General features: G+C 69.7%; 15 protein-coding genes and 1 pseudogene. 9 read left to right on the top strand and 7 right to left on the bottom strand.

Going from position 1 to position 17021, the window contains the following annotated elements; translation table 11 throughout:
• The first annotated feature begins 71 nt into the window (after positions 1–71).
• Entirely contained in the window at positions 72–542 is a 471-nt protein-coding gene (locus ED92_RS02325; RefSeq protein WP_037332555.1) for a DUF3574 domain-containing protein, read from the top strand.
• Between the two features lie 151 nt (positions 543–693).
• Positions 694–1827, top strand: coding sequence for a GuaB3 family IMP dehydrogenase-related protein (locus ED92_RS02320; RefSeq protein WP_034304399.1), 1134 nt, complete (start codon positions 694–696; stop codon positions 1825–1827).
• Positions 1828–1947: 120 nt separating this feature from the next.
• Here ED92_RS02320 and ED92_RS02315 read toward each other — a convergent pair whose 3' ends face one another.
• Positions 1948–2511 (bottom strand): DinB family protein, encoded by a 564-nt coding sequence (locus ED92_RS02315; RefSeq protein WP_037332553.1) that lies wholly within the window; start codon positions 2509–2511, stop codon positions 1948–1950.
• 77 nt (positions 2512–2588) lie between these two features.
• Between ED92_RS02315 and ED92_RS02310 the strand changes: the two genes are divergently transcribed.
• Both ED92_RS02310 and ED92_RS02305 read left to right on the top strand, forming a co-directional pair.
• Entirely contained in the window at positions 2589–4295 is a 1707-nt protein-coding gene (locus ED92_RS02310; protein WP_037332550.1) for a GMC oxidoreductase, read from the top strand.
• 9 nt (positions 4296–4304) lie between these two features.
• Positions 4305–5027 carry a maleylpyruvate isomerase family mycothiol-dependent enzyme gene (locus tag ED92_RS02305; protein WP_037332548.1) on the top strand — a complete coding sequence of 241 codons (723 nt, stop codon included), beginning with the start codon at positions 4305–4307 and terminating at the stop codon, positions 5025–5027.
• A gap of 19 nt (positions 5028–5046) precedes the next feature.
• Here the strand turns inward: ED92_RS02305 and ED92_RS02300 are convergent, their stop codons facing one another.
• Positions 5047–6030 (bottom strand): ABC transporter substrate-binding protein, encoded by a 984-nt coding sequence (locus tag ED92_RS02300; protein ID WP_200882663.1) that lies wholly within the window; start codon positions 6028–6030, stop codon positions 5047–5049.
• Between the two features lie 53 nt (positions 6031–6083).
• Between ED92_RS02300 and ED92_RS02295 the strand changes: the two genes are divergently transcribed.
• From ED92_RS02295 to ED92_RS02280, 4 genes and pseudogenes are all read left to right on the top strand, one after another.
• On the top strand, positions 6084–7091 hold the full coding sequence (locus ED92_RS02295) for an iron ABC transporter permease (RefSeq protein ID WP_052120215.1): 1008 nt from the start codon (positions 6084–6086) through the stop codon (positions 7089–7091).
• Complete coding sequence (locus ED92_RS02290) at positions 7088–8146, top strand: iron chelate uptake ABC transporter family permease subunit (protein ID WP_037332546.1); 1059 nt, start codon at positions 7088–7090, stop codon at positions 8144–8146. Before ED92_RS02295 ends, ED92_RS02290 begins: the two co-directional genes overlap by 4 nt.
• Complete coding sequence (locus tag ED92_RS02285) at positions 8143–8937, top strand: ABC transporter ATP-binding protein (protein ID WP_037332544.1); 795 nt, start codon at positions 8143–8145, stop codon at positions 8935–8937. The genes ED92_RS02290 and ED92_RS02285 overlap by 4 nt, the downstream gene beginning before the upstream one ends.
• A gap of 151 nt (positions 8938–9088) precedes the next feature.
• A pseudogene (locus ED92_RS02280) lies at positions 9089–10413 on the top strand (FAD-dependent oxidoreductase).
• Here the strand turns inward: ED92_RS02280 and ED92_RS02275 are convergent.
• Genes ED92_RS02275 through ED92_RS02265 form a run of 3 tightly spaced genes read right to left on the bottom strand, consistent with a single transcriptional unit; the run spans position 10410 to position 13490 of the window.
• Entirely contained in the window at positions 10410–11855 is a 1446-nt protein-coding gene (locus tag ED92_RS02275; protein WP_037332543.1) for an aldehyde dehydrogenase family protein, read from the bottom strand. The pseudogene ED92_RS02280 and the gene ED92_RS02275 overlap by 4 nt on opposite strands.
• Positions 11856–11874: 19 nt before the next feature.
• Complete coding sequence (locus tag ED92_RS02270; protein ID WP_037332542.1) at positions 11875–12909, bottom strand: zinc-dependent alcohol dehydrogenase family protein; 1035 nt, start codon at positions 12907–12909, stop codon at positions 11875–11877.
• A gap of 44 nt (positions 12910–12953) precedes the next feature.
• Complete coding sequence (locus ED92_RS02265) at positions 12954–13490, bottom strand: DinB family protein (protein WP_037332540.1); 537 nt, start codon at positions 13488–13490, stop codon at positions 12954–12956.
• Between the two features lie 126 nt (positions 13491–13616).
• Between ED92_RS02265 and guaA the strand changes: the two genes are divergently transcribed.
• Positions 13617–15173 carry a glutamine-hydrolyzing GMP synthase gene (guaA, locus tag ED92_RS02260; RefSeq protein ID WP_037332539.1) on the top strand — a complete coding sequence of 519 codons (1557 nt, stop codon included), beginning with the start codon at positions 13617–13619 and terminating at the stop codon, positions 15171–15173.
• A gap of 295 nt (positions 15174–15468) precedes the next feature.
• On the opposite strand, the gene ED92_RS02255 is transcribed toward guaA, so the two are convergent.
• Both ED92_RS02255 and ED92_RS02250 read right to left on the bottom strand, forming a co-directional pair.
• Positions 15469–15711 carry a hypothetical protein gene (locus ED92_RS02255; RefSeq protein WP_037332538.1) on the bottom strand — a complete coding sequence of 81 codons (243 nt, stop codon included), beginning with the start codon at positions 15709–15711 and terminating at the stop codon, positions 15469–15471.
• Positions 15704–16975, bottom strand: coding sequence for a PspC domain-containing protein (locus tag ED92_RS02250; RefSeq protein WP_037332536.1), 1272 nt, complete (start codon positions 16973–16975; stop codon positions 15704–15706). The genes ED92_RS02255 and ED92_RS02250 overlap by 8 nt, the downstream gene beginning before the upstream one ends.
• Positions 16976–17021 lie beyond the last annotated feature (46 nt).

The following is a 17021-nucleotide window of genomic DNA, read 5'->3' as shown; positions in this document are numbered from 1 at the left end:
AGGACACTTACCCATCCGGTTCCGTTCCCGGGAGACTTGGCCCGCTGATCAAGTCTCCTGGGAGGAACCCGATGTCTTTCACGTCGCGCCGAACCGCGCTCGCCGTCTTCGCCGCCGCCGCCCTCGGGCTCGGCGGCGGGGTGGCGGCTTCCGCCGTCCCCACCGCTTCCGCCGCGCCGTCCGCACCCGAGGCCGCCGCTCTCCAGGCATCGCCGGGTGAGCTGTGGAAGCGCACCGAGCTGTACTTCGGGACGACGAAGCCGGGCGGCGGGGAGCTGACCGACGCCGAGTTCACCGCGTTCACCGACAAGGCCGTCACGCCGAGGTTCCCCGACGGGTTCACCGAGCTGACCGGACGCGGCCAGTGGCGCGGTTCGGACGGGGTGATCTCACGGGAGAGGTCGAAGGTGATCGTCGTCGTGTACCCGTTCACCGATCGCGACGCGAACCGCGAGATCGAGGAGATCCGGACCGACTACAAGAAGGCCTTCGCGCAGGAATCCGTCCTCCGGACCGACTCCGTCGAAAAGGTCTCCTTCTGACCTCGAGCGCCTTTAGCGGGCTAAACGTGAAACGGGTGGGGCACCTGGGGCTGGTGTGACGTCCGGCCCGGTTCGGGTGCCCCGTGCGCAGGTCACCCACGCGGCCTAGCGACAATGGGGTGTAACGGTCGTCGGTGAGAAGGGACTTGACGTGCGGGATCTGGTCGAGATCGGCATGGGCCGCACCGCGCGGCGGGCGTATGACCTCGATGACGTGGAGATCGTGCCGTCGCGGCGCACCCGGTCGTCTTCGGTCGTGTCCACCGCCTGGCAGATCGACGCGTACCGGTTCGAGCTGCCGCTGGTCACGCACCCCACCGACGCGATCGTGTCGCCGGGAACCGCGGTGGCCGTCGGCGAGCTCGGCGGGTTGGGCGTCCTCAACGCCGAAGGGCTCTGGGCGCGGCACCCGAACGTCGAGGACGCGATCTTCCGCCTCGTCCGGGCGGCCGAGGACACCGAGGACCCGACCGCGATCGTGCGTGAGCTGCAGGAGCTGCACTCCGCCCCGATCCGGCTGGACCTGCTGACCGAGGCGATCAAGACCGTCCGCGAGTCCGGGGTCACGGTGGCCGCGCGGGTCAGCCCGCAGCACGCCGCCGAGCTCACGCCGGATCTGCTGGCGGCGGGCGTCGAGATCCTCGTCGTGCAGGGCACGATCATCTCGGCCGAGCACGTCCAGCGCGACGCCGAGCCGCTGGACCTGAAGGACTTCATCGGGCGGCTCGACGTCCCGGTGATCGCGGGCGGCGTGAGCGACTACCGCACCGCGATGCACCTGATGCGCACCGGCGCGGCCGGCGTCATCGTCGGCCACGGGGCCAGCCGCGGCGTGACGAGCACCGACAGTGTGCTCGGGATCGGGACGCCGATGGCGACCGCGATCGTCGACGCCGCGGCCGCGCGCCGCGACTACCTCGACGAGACCGGCGGCCGGTACGTCCACGTCCTCGCCGACGGTGGGATGAGCACGTCCGGCGACATCGCCAAGGCCATCGCCTGCGGTGCCGACGCGGTCATGCTGGGCGCGCCGCTGGCCGCCGCCTCCGAGGCGCCGGGGCAGGGGCTGTACTGGACGTCGGCGGCCGCGCACCCGTCGCTGCCGCGTTCGCGCGTGGCGCTGGGGCCGGACTACGCCGTCGACCTGAAGACGCTGCTGTTCGGGCCGTCCTCGGACGCTGAGGGCGTCGTGAACCTCTTCGGCGCGCTTCGTCGCGCGATGGCGAAGACGGGCTACTCGGACCTGAAGGAGTTCCAGCGGGTGGGCCTGACCGTTCGCCGCTGATGCTCGCTTCCCGGCCCGGATCGCGTTTAGCCCGCTAAACGCGATCCGGGCCGTTCTTTGCTCACGTGCCCCAATAGTCACACCTGCCCCATGTGCCCCACCAGTGTCGCGTTTAGCCCGCTAAAGGCGCTCTGAGGCCGCTTGGGCGGCGCGGGTGATTTCGGTGTGGCGGGATTTCCAGAAGGCCGGGTCCTTGGTGGGGGCCAGGTCGACGGAGCCGTCCAGTTGCTCTCGCAGGATGTCGGCGTGCCCGGCGTGCCGGTTCGTTTCGGTGAGCATGTGGACGAGGATGTTGAACAGCATCACGTCGGGACTCGGCCACCACGGCACGCGGCCGGGCGCGTCGATGGGCAGCGCCGCGATCGTCGCGTCGGAGTGCTCCCAGACGCGCCGGTAGCGGCCGACGATCTCCTCGCGGGTTTCGTGCTCGGTCGCCCACAGGTCGGTCCCGCGCTCAGGGATCGCCCCGGGGAACGGCCGATCGAAGACCTCGCCGAAGTACCGGGCCTCCCACGCCGCCAGGTGCTTGACCAGGCCGAGCAGGTTGGTCCCCGTCGAAGTCAGCGGACGCCGGACGTCGTACTCGGAGAGCCCGTCGAGCTTCCGGAGCATCGCTTCGCGGATCTCTCGCAGGTCACTGTGCAGGTATTCCTTCGCGAAATCGTCGATCACGACTCCGAGCATGCACCATCCGAGTGGAAGGTAACCGGCGAGTAACTTACCTCTGGTCAGAAGGGGTGGCCGGGGTTACAGTCGAGGGTGTGACTGCGAGTAACACCACCACTGAAGACGACTTCGACTACGACGTGATCGTCGTCGGCTCCGGGTTCGGCGGCAGTGTCGCCGCCCTGCGCCTGACCGAGAAGGGCTACCGCGTCGCCGTCATCGAGGCGGGGCGCCGCTTCGCCGACGACGAGTTCGCGAAGACGTCCTGGGACCTTCGCCGCTACGTCTGGGCGCCTCAGGTCGGCTGCTACGGCATCCAGCGCATCCACATGCTCAAGGACGTCATGGTGCTCGCCGGCGCGGGCGTCGGCGGCGGCTCGCTGGTCTACGCGAACACGCTGTACCGCCCGCTGAAGCCGTTCTACGTGGACCCGCAGTGGTCCCACATCACCGACTGGGAGGCCGAGCTCGGCCCGCATTACGACCAGGCCAGCCGGATGCTGGGCGTCGTCACCAATCCCAGCGTCACGCCGTCCGACGTCGTCATGAAGGGCGTCGCCGAGGACATGGGCGTGCCGGAGTCGTACCACCCGACCCCCGTCGGCGTGTACTTCGGCAAGCCGGGGGAGCGCGCGGAGGACCCGTACTTCGGCGGCGCGGGCCCGGCGCGCACCGGCTGCACCGAATGCGGCGCTTGTATGACCGGCTGCCGTGTCGGCGCCAAGAACACGCTGGTCAAGAACTACCTCTACCTCGCGGAGAAGGACGGCGCGAAGGTCATCCCCCTCACCACCGTGAGCGCGATTAGCCCGCTAAACGCAGGTGGGTACGAGGTAAGCATCAGGAAGACCGGGACCACCTCGCGCAAGTTCCGGCACAAGCTCACCGCGGGGCAGGTGGTGCTCGCGGCCGGCACGTGGGGCACGCAGAACCTGCTCCACAGCATGCGCGACACGGCCAAGCTGCCGAAGCTCTCGCCGCGTCTCGGCGAACTGACCCGCACGAACTCCGAGGCCATCATCGGCGCCGCCCGCACCTCGGTGGACGAGGAGCGGAACTTCAGCCGCGGCGTCGCGATCACGTCGTCGATCCACCCCGACGACAACACGCATATCGAGCCCGTCCGCTACGGCAAGGGCAGCAACGCGATGAGCCTGCTCCAGACCATCGCCACCGAAGGCGACTCGGCGGTCCCGCGCTGGCGACAGGCCGTGAACTTCATGTTCAAGCACCCGGTCCAGACCGTGAAGCTGCTCAACGGCTACCGCTGGAGCGAGCGCACGGTGATCCTGCTGGTGATGCAGAGCCTCGACAACTCCATCACCACGTACACGAAACGCGGGCTCTTCGGCCGCCGCAAGTACACGTCCAAACAGGGCCACGGCGAGCCGAACCCCAGCTTCATCCCCGCCGGGCACGAGGCCAACCTCCGCACCGCCGAGCGTATCGGCGGCATGGCGGGCGGCACCTGGGGCGAGATCTTCGACATCCCGCTGACGGCGCATTTCATCGGCGGCGCCCCGATCGGCACGGCGCCCGACAACGGCGTGATCGACCCGTACCACCGCGTCTTCAACTATCCCGGCTTGTCCATTGTGGACGGATCGGCCATCACGGCCAACCTCGGCGTGAACCCCTCGCTGACCATCACCGCGCAGGCCGAGCGGGCCTTCTCGTTCTGGCCCAACAAGGGTGAAAAGGACAGCAGGCCGTCGCAGGACGCGCCGTACGCGCGGCTCGAACCGATCGCGCCGAAGAATCCCGCGGTTCCGGCGGCCGCGCCGGCGGCACTTCGGCGCTAAGTTGGGGGAGTGACAGCCTCCGAACGCGCACACGCGCTGCTGAACCGCGTCCGCGCCCTCCACGAAGAATGGGCGCGTGTAGTAGGACAGATGGACGAGGAGGCCGTGCACGCCCCCAGCGCGTTGCCCGGCTGGACACGCGCGCATCTGTTGTCCCATTTGGCGCGCAACGCCGACGGCCTGGTCAACCTGCTCACCTGGGCGAAATCGGGTGTCGAGACGCCGATGTACGCCGGTGAGGCGGCCAGGGACGACGACATCGAGAAGGGTGCGTACCGGTCCGCCGAGGAGATCGCCGAAGACGTCGTCGCGTCCGCGGCACGGTTCGTCGAAGTCGCCTCCAGCATGCCGGACGACGCGTGGCCGGTCCGCGTGCGCGCCCGGCAGGGACGTGAGATCCCGGCGGAGTTCGTGCTGTGGCTCAGGCTTTCCGAGACCGCCATCCACTTGGCGGATCTCGATCTCGGTTACGACTTCGGCCGGGTCGCGGAGTTGCTCGGCGACGAGTTCGAGATCGTCGTCGGCAACGCGATCGGCATGTACGGCGGCGAGCTGCCCTCCGTCCTGCTGGTCGCCGTCGGCGAAGACGGGACGCGTCACGAATGGCGGATGGGCGCCGGAGAGCCGGTCACGCTGACCGGCTCCCCGGGTGACGTCCTGGCGTGGATCACCGGCCGCAGCGACGGATCCACTTTGGACGGTACCGCGCCGCCGCTGCCGCATTGGCTGTGACGGCACGATCCACAAAGGACTAGGCGCGGAACGAGTCCACGCCGAACTGCTTCGCGATGTCGTCCAGCATCGCGTGCGCGCCCTGCAGGCTGACCGATGTGAACCACGTGGTGTCGTTGACGTCGATCACCTTTCCCTTGAGGGTGCCCCAAAGCGGGTTCGACTGGAACTTCGTCTTGGGGCTCTCGGCCTGCTTGGTCTCGTCGGCATAGGTGGCGACGAAGATCGCTTCGGCGTCGAGCTTCCCGATCTCTTCCTGGCTCAGGTCGTTGGAGATCTTCGCCTTGTTGTCCGGCTGCCCGGCGGGCCGCTGTAGCCCGGCGTCGGTCATCACGGTCCCGGGGAACGACGCGCTGCTGTACAGCCGCACGGTCGGCTCGCCTTCGACGAAGCGGACCACCGACACGGCGGCGGACTTGCCGAGCTTGGCCTTGATCGCGTCACCGACCTTGCGGGCGCGCTCCTCGTAAGCCTTGATCTTCTGCTCCGCCAAGGCTTCCTTGCCCAGCGCCTTGCCGAGCATCCGGATGTTGTCCTTCCAGGTGGCGCCGGTGGTCTGGCTGAACACCGTGGGCGCGACCTTGCCGAACTCCGCGTAGAACTTCTCGTGACGCACCTTCGCCGAAACGATCAGATCCGGCTTGATGTCGTACAGCTTCTCGATGTCCGGGCTTTCGAGCGCGCCGATCTCCTTGGCGCCCTCGGCGTACTTGCGGTCGTCGCCCAGGTAGTCCGGCAGCTTGTCGTAGTTGCGATATTTGGTGTACGCCACGACCTTCGTCTCGAGTGCCAGCGTCGCGTCGACGTAGCTGGAGTCCAGCGCCGCGACGGTGGCGGGCTGCTTGTCGATCGTGGTCGACCCCATCACATGTTCGATGGTGCGCGGGAATCCACTTTGGCCGGTGCCGGTGGAGGCGGATTCCTGTGCCCCGCCACCGCATGCGGAGAGTGCCAGGCAGGCGGTCACGGCGAAGGCGACGGCTGCGCGCCGGGGTGGGGTCATGGGTCACTCTTTCTGTGCGGTTAGGCTTTCCTAACCGGAGCATAGGATGGCGGATGTCCACAGTGGAAGTTCGTGTTGGAAAGGCGACAGCGGGAGCCCTGCTCCTCGCCCTTCTGGCTGTGATCTGCGTCGCGAGCGTCGCCCTCGGTGCGCGTTCGATTCCGTTGGGTGTGGTCTGGGACGCGATCTTCCATCCCACCGGTGTGCCGGATCACCTGATCGTCCGTTCGTTGCGGGTGCCGCGAACGCTGCTCGGTGTCCTGGCGGGACTCGCACTCGGCGCGGCCGGGGCGCTTATGCAGGGACACACCCGAAATCCGCTCGCGGACCCCGGTCTGCTCGGTGTCACCCAGGGCGCGGCGTTCGCGGTGGTGCTCGCCGTCGTCGTGCTGGGCATCGACGACCTCTACGCGTTCATCTGGTTCGGCTTCGCGGGCGCACTCGTCGCGAGCGCCGTCGTGTTCCTGCTCGGCGCCGTCGGCGGCCGCGGCGCCACACCGGTGACGCTCGCGCTGGCGGGAGCCGCGGTGAGCGCCCTGCTCAACGGCGTCATCTCCGCGATCGTCCTCGGCGACGACCGCGGGATGGAGACGTACCGCTTCTGGCACGTGGGTTCGATCGCGGGCCGGGACCCCGCGATGATCGGTCAGATCGCCCCGTTCGTGGCCGCGGGCCTGCTCCTCGCGGTGATCAACACCCCGGGGATGAACACCCTCGCGCTCGGTGACGACGTCGCCGTCGCGCTCGGGCGGCGGGTCGGCCGGACGCGGTTGCTCGGCGTCGTCGCGATCACGCTGCTGACCGGCGCCGCCGTCGCCGCCTGCGGGCCGATCGCGTTCCTGGGCCTGCTCGTCCCGCATTTCGCGCGGGCGATCAGCGGACCCGATTACCGCTGGCTGGTGCCGTTCTCGGCGGTGCTCGGCGCGATCCTGCTGCTCGCCGCGGACCTTCTCGGCCGCGTGATCGCCTCGGACAGCCTGGAGGTCGGCATCATGCTGGCGGTCCTCGGCGTGCCGGTGTTCGTCCACCTCGTCCGCAAGAAGGGCCTGGCCCGGATATGACCGCACCCAAGGTGATCTCGTTCGGCCCGGCGGCCTGGTCGGTCCGGCCGAGGACACTCGCCGTCGCGACTCTCGCGGCGATCGCGCTGGTGCTGGTCGCGGCGCTGAACATCGGCATCGGCACCTCCCACATCGGCCTCGGCGACGTCCTGAAGACGCTGTTCGGCGGTGGCACCGCGCGGGAACGCGGGATCATCTTCGACCTGCGGATGCCGCGCACGCTGACCGCGATCGGCGTCGGCGCCGCGCTCGGCCTCTCGGGTGCGCTGTTCCAGACGATCGCCCGGAATCCGCTGGCCAGCCCGGACATCCTCGGGATCACCTGGGGCGCGGGTGTCGGCGCGGTCGGCGTGATCGTCGCCGGCGGCACGGGCGGCCAGGTCAGCGGCCTGGCGAGCACGCTGGGCGTCCCGCTCGCCGGGCTGGCGGGCGGTGTGGTCGCGGGGATCCTGCTGTACGCGCTTTCGTGGCGGCGCGGGATCGACGGCTACCGGCTCGTCCTGATCGGCATCGCGTTGTCCGCCGTCGGCTACAACCTCGTGTACTGGCTGCTGACCGTCGGAGACGTCGACAACGCCGCGCGCGCGACCACGTGGATCGTGGGCAGCCTCGCCGACGTCGGCTGGGAATCGGTCGGCCCGGTCCTGCTCGCGCTGGCCGTGCTCGCGCCGGTCACGCTGATCGCCGGGCACACCATCGGCGGGCTTCAGTTCGGCGACGACACCGCGCGCGGCCTCGGGATCCGGGTCGACGCCGCCCGGGGTTCCCTGCTGCTGCTCGCCGCGGCGCTGGCCGCCGTCGCCACCGCGGCCGCCGGGCCCATCACCTTCGTCGCGCTGGCCACCCCGCAGATCGCCTTGCGGCTGGTCCGCTCGGCGCAGCCGCCACTGTTCGGATCGATGCTCCTCGGCGCGCTGCTGACCGTCGGCGCGGACTTCGTGGTGCGCGTGACACCGGTCCTGTCCGGGCTGCCGGTCGGCGTGCTGACGGCGATCCTCGGTGCGCCGTACCTGATCTTCCTGTTCATCCGCAGCCGTAAGGAGGAGCGCGCGTGAACGCCAGACTGCGTGCCCGGGAACTGGAACTCGGTTACGGCGAAACGCCCGTCGTGACCGGGCTCGACCTCGACGTCCTCGACGGGACCGTCACCGCGATCATCGGCCCCAACGGCTGCGGTAAGTCCACTTTGCTGCGTGCGCTGGCGAGGTTGCTCAAGCCACGCGAGGGCGCGGTCTTGCTGGACGGCGAGCGGATCGACAAGCTGCCGACCCGTGAGGTCGCCAAGATCATCGGCCTGTTGCCGCAGACGGCGTCCGCTCCCGAAGGGCTGACCGTCTCCGATCTGGTCCGGCGCGGGCGGCATCCGCACCAGAGCTGGTACCGGCAGTGGTCGTCCTCCGACGACGAGGCGATCGAGCGGGCGCTGCGGCTGACCGGGATGGACGAGTACGCGGGCCGGGTCGTCGACCAGCTTTCCGGCGGGCAGCGGCAACGGGCGTGGATCTCGATGACGCTCGCCCAGGAGACCGGGCTGCTCCTGCTCGACGAGCCGATCACCTACCTCGACCTCGCGCACCAGATCGACGTGCTGGACCTGGTGTACCGGCTGCACAAGGAACGCGGGACCACCGTGGTGATGGTGCTGCACGATCTGAACCTCGCCGCCAGGTACGCGGACAAACTGGTCGCGATGCGCGGGGGCCGGATCGTCGCGCAGGGCCCGCCCGCCGAGGTGCTCACGGAACCGCTCCTCGACGAGATCTTCGGCCTGTCGGCGAAGGTCATGGAGGATCCGGTGTCCGGGACGCCGCTGGTCGTGCCGGTGAGCGCCCACCTTCGGGCGTAGCGTCGCAACCTGTCCGTCCGCTACGCGTCTAACGGGCATGGAGAGAAGGGCGTTCCTCAAACTCGCCGGTGCGACCGTGGCCGGAGTGGCCGCGACGGCGTGCTCGGCCGCGCCTCCCGCGCAGGCGCCCAGTTCCGCGCCCGGCACGTCGCTGCCGCCGAGCACCGGCGTCACGCCGCCGTCCGGTCCGCCGGACTGGGCCGCGCTGCGGAACAAGATCTCCCTTCTCCTGCCGGGGGATTCCGGCTACGACAACGCCAAACGGGTGTTCAATCCGGCTTTCGACGGGCTCAAGCCGGCCGCGATCGCGAAATGCGTCAAACCCGAGGACGTGCAGGAAGCCGTTTCCGCCGCGGCACGGCGGGTTCCGATCGCCGCTCGTAGTGGTGGCCACAGCTACGCCGGCTACTCGGTTCCCGACGGTGGCTTGATGATCGACCTCGGCGGAATGTCCTCAGTGGACGTCCAAGGTGAACAGATCGTGATCGGCGCGGGCGCGAAACTGAAGGACGTCTACGCGACGCTCGGCGGCGCGGGACGTTGTCTTCCCGCGGGTTCCTGTCCCAGCGTCGGGATCGCCGGGCTGACGCTCGGTGGCGGAATCGGTGTCCTCGCCCGGAAATACGGTCTCACCTGTGATCACCTGGTGTCCGCACGAGTCGTCACGGCGGACGGGAAACTCCGGACGGCGTCGGCGGATTCCGAGCCCGAGCTGTTCTGGGCGTTGCGCGGTGGGGGAGGCGGCAACTTCGGGGTCGTCACCTCGTTCACCTTCCGCACCGACCCGGCGCCTTCGGCTGTTTCGGTGTTCTCCTTGCGATTCCCGGCCGGTAGCGCGAACGACGTGCTCGCCGAGTGGCAGCGGTGGCTTCCCGAAGCGCCGCCGGAGTTGTGGGCGAACGTCGTGCTGTCCGGGGGAACGCCGGTCGGCGCGCGCATCGCCGGTTGCTACGTAGGCGATTCCGCCTCCTTGGGCAAGCTGCTGAACGGATTCCCCGGTGCGACGCGTTCCGTGAAGCAGCTCGACTATCTCGGCGCGATGAAGTACTTCTCCGGCAGCGAAAGCCGGCAGTCCTTTGTGGCCTCATCGCGAATACTCGAAGAACCGGCCGATCCCGCGAAGCTGACGTCCGTACTCAAGGGCAGGCGCGGAATGGACCTCCTGGTTGACGTCTCGGCGGTGCGGTCGCCGACGTCGCACCGGACGCCACCGCGTTCTGGCATCGGAAGGCGATCGGCAGTGTGCAGATCTACAGTCAGGCGGACACGCGTAACCGTTCCGCGGCAACGGATTCCGTCGCGGAAGTGGTGACAGGGCTCGGGCTGGGCGGGGGCTATGTCAACTACATCGACCCCGCCCTGCCCGACTGGATGACGGCGTACTACGGCGGCAATGCCACCCGTCTCAAGCAGGTGGCCAAAACCTACGACCCGGACAAGGTATTCGGATTCGCGCAGGCCGTCACGCCGGATTAGAGGTCGATGCCGGTGAAGACGGTGACCCGTTCCTCGGTGAGGTCGTTCATCGCGGCGAGAACGCCTTCCCTGCCCACGCCCGATCCCTTGACTCCGCCGTACGGCATCTGGTCCGCGCGGTAGGACGGGACGTCGCCGATGATCACGCCGCCGACTTCGAGTTCGGTCGACGCGTAGAAGGCGAGATGGACGTCGCGGGTGAACACGCCGGCCTGCAAGCCGTAGGCGGATTCGTTGACCGACGCGAAAGCTTCGTCGACACCATCCACAATGGACACCGCGAGGACCGGGCCGAAGATCTCTTCCGCCCAGGCCTTTGTGGACGGTGGGACGTCGGTGAGCACGGTCGGCTCCACCGTGGCTCCGTCACGCTTGCCGCCGGTGAGGATCTTCGCGCCCGCGGCGACGGCCTCGTCGATCCAGGCCACGATCCGCTCCGCGGCCGCCTCGTCGACGACCGGTCCCACGTCGGTGTTCTTGTCGTACGGGTCGCCGGTGCGCTGGGCCTTCACGGCTTCCACCAAGGCGGGCACGAACTCTTCGGCGACCTCGCGTTCGACGATGACGCGTTGCACGGCGATACAGGACTGCCCGGCCTGGTAGTTGCCGAAGGTCGCGATCCGCTCCGCCGCACCCTCGGGATCCGGCCAGTCGCGGAGCACGACGGCGGCCGCGTTGCCGCCGAGTTCGAGGACGACGTGCTTGCGCGGCGCGGCGTCCGCGATCGACCAGCCGACCGGACCCGAACCGGTGAACGACACGACCGGCAGCCGGGGATCCGCGACCAGCGCCGACGTCTCCTCGTTGCCGAGCGGCAGCACCGAGAACGCGCCCTCCGGCAGGTCGGTCTCGGCCAGGATCTCGCCGAGGATCAGCGCGGCGAGCGGCGTCCGCGGGGCGGGTTTGACGATGATCGGCGCGCCGACCGCGAGCGACGGCGCGACCTTGTGCGCCACCAGGTTCAGTGGGAAGTTGAACGGCGCGATCCCCAGCACCGGGCCGCGCGGGACGCGACGGGTGAGCGCCAGCCTGCCTTCGCCCGCCGGGTCGGTGTCCAGCCGCTGCAGGTCACCGCTGAACCGGCGGGCCTCCTCGGCGGCGATCCGGAATACCGACACCGCGCGCCGCACCTCGGCTTCGGCCCACTTGAGCGGCTTGCCGTTCTCGGCGGTGATGACCTCGGCGATCTCCTCGGACCGGCCCGCGATGACGCGCGAAACGTGGTCGAGCGCCGCGGCGCGGCTGTGCGCCGAGGAACGCCGGAACTCCTTCGCGACACTCACCGCCGCGCTCACCGCTCGCTCGACCTGATCGGGGCCGGGCACCGCGACGGTGGCGACTTCGCTTCCGTCGAAGGGGTGATGCACGGTGAGCGTCGAAGCGCCCTGCTCGGGGCGTCCGGCGATCCAGGCGGGGCGCGGCTCCGGGGTGATCATGTCCATGGGTGACAAGGTATTCCAGTCAGGGTTTGACGAGCACCTTGAGCGCCTCGCGGTCGGCCATCGCGCGGTAGCCGTCGGGAACCGCTTCGAGGCCGATGGTCCGGTCGAAGACCTTGCCCGGCTGGTACTTGCCCTCGACGACGTCTTCGAGCAGCTCGGGGATGTAGTGGCGGGCCGGGGCGACACCGCCGGTCACGGTGATGTTGCGGCGGAAGAGCGCGGGGCCGATCGGGCCCTCGGCGTACTGCGGCACGCCGACGCGGCTCACCGTGCCGCCGGGGCGGACAGCTCCGACACCCATCTCGAAGGCGGGCTTCGTGCCGACGCATTCGAGGACGGTGTGCGTGCCTTCACCGCTTGTCAGCTCTCGCACCTTCTCGATGCCTTCGTCGCCGCGCTCGGCTACGACGTCCGTCGCGCCGAACTCACGGCCCAGGTCCGTGCGGGTCCGGTGGCGGCCCATCAGGATGACGCGCTCGGCGCCGAGGCGTTTCGCCGCGAGAACCGCGGAGAGACCGACGGCGCCGTCACCGATGACAGTGACGGTGGTGCGCTCGTTCACGCCCGCCTTGACCGCCGCGTGGTGGCCGGTCGCGAACACGTCGGAAAGCGTGAGGAACGAGGCGAGCAGGTCGTCGTCCTCGGTGTGCGGCAGTTTCACCAGCGTGCCGTCGGCCTGCGGGACGCGGACGGCCTCGCCCTGACCGCCGTCGACGCCCTTCGCGCCCCAGTTGCCGCCGTGCAGGCAGGAGGTGTGGAGGCCTTCGCGGCAGAACTGGCACGTGTTGTCGGAGTAGACGAAGGGCGCGACGGCCAGGTCTCCCGGCTTGAGCGTGGTGACGTCGGAGCCGACGGCCTCGACGACACCGAGGAACTCGTGCCCGATCCGGACGCCGCGGTCGCGCGCGGGCATGCTGCCGTACGGCCAGAGGTCGCTGCCGCAGATGCAGGAACGGACGACGCGGAGGAGGGCGTCGGTCGGTTCGCTCAGCTTCGGGTCCGGGACGGTCTCGACGCGCACGTCACCGGCGCCGTAGATGAGTGTCGCTCGCAAGACGGGTCCTTTCCTCGGCTGGCCCCAGTATGGGCGCGTCGCGTTTAGCCCGCTAAACGCGATCGGTGGAGGTCGCGCAGCAGGAGGATTTCAGCGCCGTGGTGGATGGCCTCCCGGTTGATATGCAGGACGAGGGCCGCGAAGGGGTACTCCGCGTACGGGCCCTCAGCCTCGCCACAGGGGCGTTCGAGGCCTTCGGCGGTGAGGGCGCGGACGCCGTCACGCCAGCGCGCGTAGGCGTCGTCGAGTTGCTCCAGCGCTTCCTTGGCGGAGGCCGCGTAGGGGAACGTCTGATAGTCGACGGGCGGGCCGTTGAAATGCGACGCGTTCCGCATCCCGAAGACGCCGACGATGATGTGCGCGAGGCGCCAGGCGATCGTCGTGACCGGCGGCGGGGACGGCTCCGGATACGCCCAGTCGATCGTGACGTCGCCGTTCTCGCCCGGCCGCACCGTCCAGCAGCCCTCGACGGGTTCCCAGAGGTATTCGTCGTCGGTGAGGGTGTCCAGCCGAGGGCGCAGGTGGTTCTTCCAGTGCCAGTCGAGCTGTTCGGAGAGTTCCTTGCTCCAGTCGATGCCCATGTCCCGGACGCTAGGCCGCGTCGCGGTCATCCGCTGTCCTGAATCGTGAGGGGGTTGGCGGCGGGGTGACCGGGCCCACCTGGGACGATGGTGGGGAAGCGTACTGCTCTGATCTGGAGGTTTCAGGTGCCCAGTCCCACCGGTCCGGTACTCGTCGTGGACTTCGGGGCGCAGTACGCGCAACTGATCGCGCGCCGGGTGCGTGAGGCGCAGGTCTACTCCGAGGTCGTCCCGCACACCGCCACCGCCGAGGACATCCTCGCCAAGGACCCCGCCGCGATCATCCTTTCCGGTGGTCCTTCCAGCGTGTACGCGGAGAACGCGCCCGCCCTCGCTCCCGGGCTGGTCGACGCGGGCGTGCCGATCCTCGGCATCTGCTACGGCCACCAGGTGCTCGCGCAGGCCCTCGGCGGCACCGTCGAGCCGACCGGGATCCGCGAGTTCGGCCGCACCGAGGTCCGCGTCGCCGGTGAAGGCGGCGTCCTGCACGCCGGCCTCCCGAGCAACCAGCCCGCGTGGATGAGCCACAACGACAGCGTCACCAAAGCCCCCGAGGGCGCCACCGTGACCGCTTCGAGTGACGGCGCCGCCGTCGCCGGGTTCGAAGACGTCGAGCGCCGCTTCGCCGGCGTCCAGTACCACCCCGAGGTGCACCACTCGCCGCACGGCCAGGAGGTGCTCCGTCGCTTCCTGCACGACATCGCGGGCATCAAGCCGCAGTGGACGACGTCGTCCATCGTCGACGACCAGGTCAAGCGCATCGCCGAGCAGGTCGGCGACGGCCGGGCGATCTGCGGGCTGTCCGGCGGCGTCGACTCCGCCGTGGCCGCCGCGCTGGTCCAGCGGGCCATCGGTGACCGGCTGACCTGTGTGTTCGTCGACCACGGCCTGCTGCGTTCGGGCGAGCGCACCCAGGTCGAACGCGATTTCGTCGCCGCGACCGGGGTGAACCTGGTGACCGTCGACGCGCGCGACCGGTTCCTCGACGCGCTGGCCGGGGTCACCGACCCCGAGGAGAAGCGCAAGATCATCGGCCGCGAGTTCATCCGCGTGTTCGAGCAGGCCGAGCGCGACCTCAAGGCCGAGGGCGACTACAAGTTCCTGGTCCAGGGCACGCTGTACCCGGACGTCGTCGAGTCCGGCGGCGGTGAGGGCGCGGCGAACATCAAGAGCCACCACAACGTCGGCGGGCTGCCCGACGACCTGCAGTTCGAGCTCGTCGAACCGCTGCGCCTGCTGTTCAAGGACGAGGTGCGGCGCGTCGGGCTGGAGCTCGGGCTGCCGGAGACGATCGTGCAGCGGCAGCCGTTCCCCGGCCCGGGGCTCGGCATCCGGATCGTCGGCGCCGTCGACGCCGAGCGGCTCGCGACGTTGCGCGCGGCGGACGCCATCGCGCGCGAGGAGCTCACCGCGGCCGGGCTCGACGGCGAGATCTGGCAGTGCCCGGTGGTGCTGCTGGCCGACGTCCGCAGCGTCGGCGTCCAGGGCGACGGGCGGACCTACGGGCACCCGATCGTGCTGCGGCCGGTGTCGTCCGAGGACGCGATGACCGCGGACTGGACGCGGCTGCCGTACGAGGTCCTGGAGCGGATCTCGACCCGCATCACGAACGAGGTCGCCGAGGTGAACCGGGTGGTCCTGGACGTCACGTCCAAGCCGCCGGGCACCATCGAGTGGGAGTGACGGCGCCCGCTCTGACCTGCGTTTCGCGGGCTAAACGCGATCTGTCCGTCCTGGGGGCACCCAGGCGACCGGATCGCGTTTAGCCCGCGAACTGCGTTCTGGGGTCTGGGGCACCCGCCGCGGCCCGGATCGCGATTAGGGGGCGAAACGCAGGTCGGCGGCGGTGGGCACCGTGGCGACGCCGGATCGCGTTTAGCCCGCGAAACGCAGGTCGGCGCGGGAGGGGGCGGAGCAAGGCGAAGGCCCCGGCGAGGGGTCGGGGCCTTCGGAGTGGGGTGGAGCGTCAGCGGCGCCGCTAGCGGCGGCTCTTGCGCAGCGAAGCGGCGAGCAGCAGGACGCCGACGAAGATCGCCCCGCCCGCCATGATCCACCGGAAGTCGAACTGCGGGAGCCACGTGGAGCCGTCCGAGAGGACGTAGCCCGACACCAGCAGCGTCGCGATCCCGACGATCAGGGTGATGACGTCCACCCCGCGCTTCGCCGGCTGAGTCGCCTGGGTCTGCGTGCTGTCGTAGTTGTCGTAGTCGTACTCAGCCACGACGCACCTCCACGTTCCCGACACCGTTCTTGACCTGCAGAGTGATCTTCTGCCCGTTGTCACCCGCCGAAGTGAAGTCGATGCTGTCCTCGCCGACCCCCGAGCGGGACTGGCCGAGGCAGTCGACGTCGCCCGCGCCCGTCTCGCAGGAGACCTTCACTTCGGCTCCCGCCGGAACGAGCACCGTCGAGTTGCCCGCACCGCTGGAGACCTTCGTGGTCACCGAAGCGCCCGCCGGCAGCTTGGTCAGGTCGACATCGACGTTCCCCGCCGAGCGGTGGTATTCCGGCAGCACCTCGGACACCTGGACAGGGGTCGCCGTCAGGTCGCCGACGCCGCCTTTCACGGAGAAGCTCTCGAACGGCACCGTGGTCAGCGCCATCCCGACGATCGCCAGCGGCACCGCGAGCCCGATCAGCCCGCGACCGCCCCGCACGAACGAACCGGCCACCAGCCCGATACCGACCACGCCCAGGGTGAGCCCGACGACGTGCTGCATGGTGAACCACGGCTCGCCGTCCAGGCCGAGGACGGTGCCGACGCCGCCGACCAGCACGGCGATCCCGAAGGTCGCGGCGCCGATCTTCGACTTGCGGCGGCGGGGCATCGGCGGCGCGGGCGGCGGCGGAGGGGTCTGCGGCGGCATGCCACCGGACGGCGAGGCGTTCGGCAGATCCCAAGCGGACGGGTCGGCCGCGAGCGGGTCCCAGCCGCCCTCGGTCGCCGTCGAAGCGGAGGCGGCCGACGCCGACGCCATCGAGAACGCGGCGGCGGGCTGAGCCGGGGCGGGCATCGACGGCCGGTTGAACTGACCGCGGTTGCGGTGCAGGAGGTACAGCGCGACGGCCATCAGCGCGAAACCGATCAGCCCGGTGCCGTCGGTCATCCAGCCGCCGCTCAAGGTCCAGGTGAGACCGGGGAACAGCAGGATCAGCAGCAGCACCGCGAACGCCGGAGAACTCGACGCGCGCCCCCGGCCGATCAGGCCCTCGAACGCGGAAACGCGGTCGCCTTCCTGCGGCAGGAACAGCCAGCCCAGCAGATAGACGAAGACGCCGAACCCGCCGAACACCGTCGCGGCGACCAGCGCGACCCGGACCACGGTCGGGTCGATGCCGTACCGGTAGCCGATGCCCGCGGCGACGCCGGCGAACTTGCGGCCGTGTACCGGCCGGACCGGCCTGCTCCGCCAGAAATCCTTGACGGTCTCCTCGAAGCCGGCCGCGGGGCCGCGCTTCGGAAACTGTGTCTCACTCCCACTCATGCCACAAAGAATGCGCCCCGGTGGGCCCTCGCCACATCCGGGAACT

This window comes from Amycolatopsis sp. MJM2582 (genome assembly GCF_000754115.1).
Lineage (GTDB): Bacteria > Actinomycetota > Actinomycetes > Mycobacteriales > Pseudonocardiaceae > Amycolatopsis > Amycolatopsis japonica.
Note: the sequence above shows the minus strand (reverse complement) of the source record. Positions and strands in the feature narration are given on the sequence as shown.

Coding starts and splice junctions, on each gene's coding strand:
- ED92_RS02325 (WP_037332555.1), top strand. CDS start 72: ATGTCTTTCACGTCGCGCCGAACCGCGCTCGCCGTCTTCGCCGCCGCC.
- ED92_RS02315 (WP_037332553.1), bottom strand. CDS start 2,511: ATGCTCGGAGTCGTGATCGACGATTTCGCGAAGGAATACCTGCACAGT.
- ED92_RS02300 (WP_200882663.1), bottom strand. CDS start 6,030: ATGACCCCACCCCGGCGCGCAGCCGTCGCCTTCGCCGTGACCGCCTGC.
- ED92_RS02295 (WP_052120215.1), top strand. CDS start 6,084: ATGTCCACAGTGGAAGTTCGTGTTGGAAAGGCGACAGCGGGAGCCCTG.
- ED92_RS02290 (WP_037332546.1), top strand. CDS start 7,088: ATGACCGCACCCAAGGTGATCTCGTTCGGCCCGGCGGCCTGGTCGGTC.
- ED92_RS02275 (WP_037332543.1), bottom strand. CDS start 11,855: ATGGACATGATCACCCCGGAGCCGCGCCCCGCCTGGATCGCCGGACGC.
- ED92_RS02265 (WP_037332540.1), bottom strand. CDS start 13,490: ATGGGCATCGACTGGAGCAAGGAACTCTCCGAACAGCTCGACTGGCAC.
- ED92_RS02250 (WP_037332536.1), bottom strand. CDS start 16,975: ATGAGTGGGAGTGAGACACAGTTTCCGAAGCGCGGCCCCGCGGCCGGC.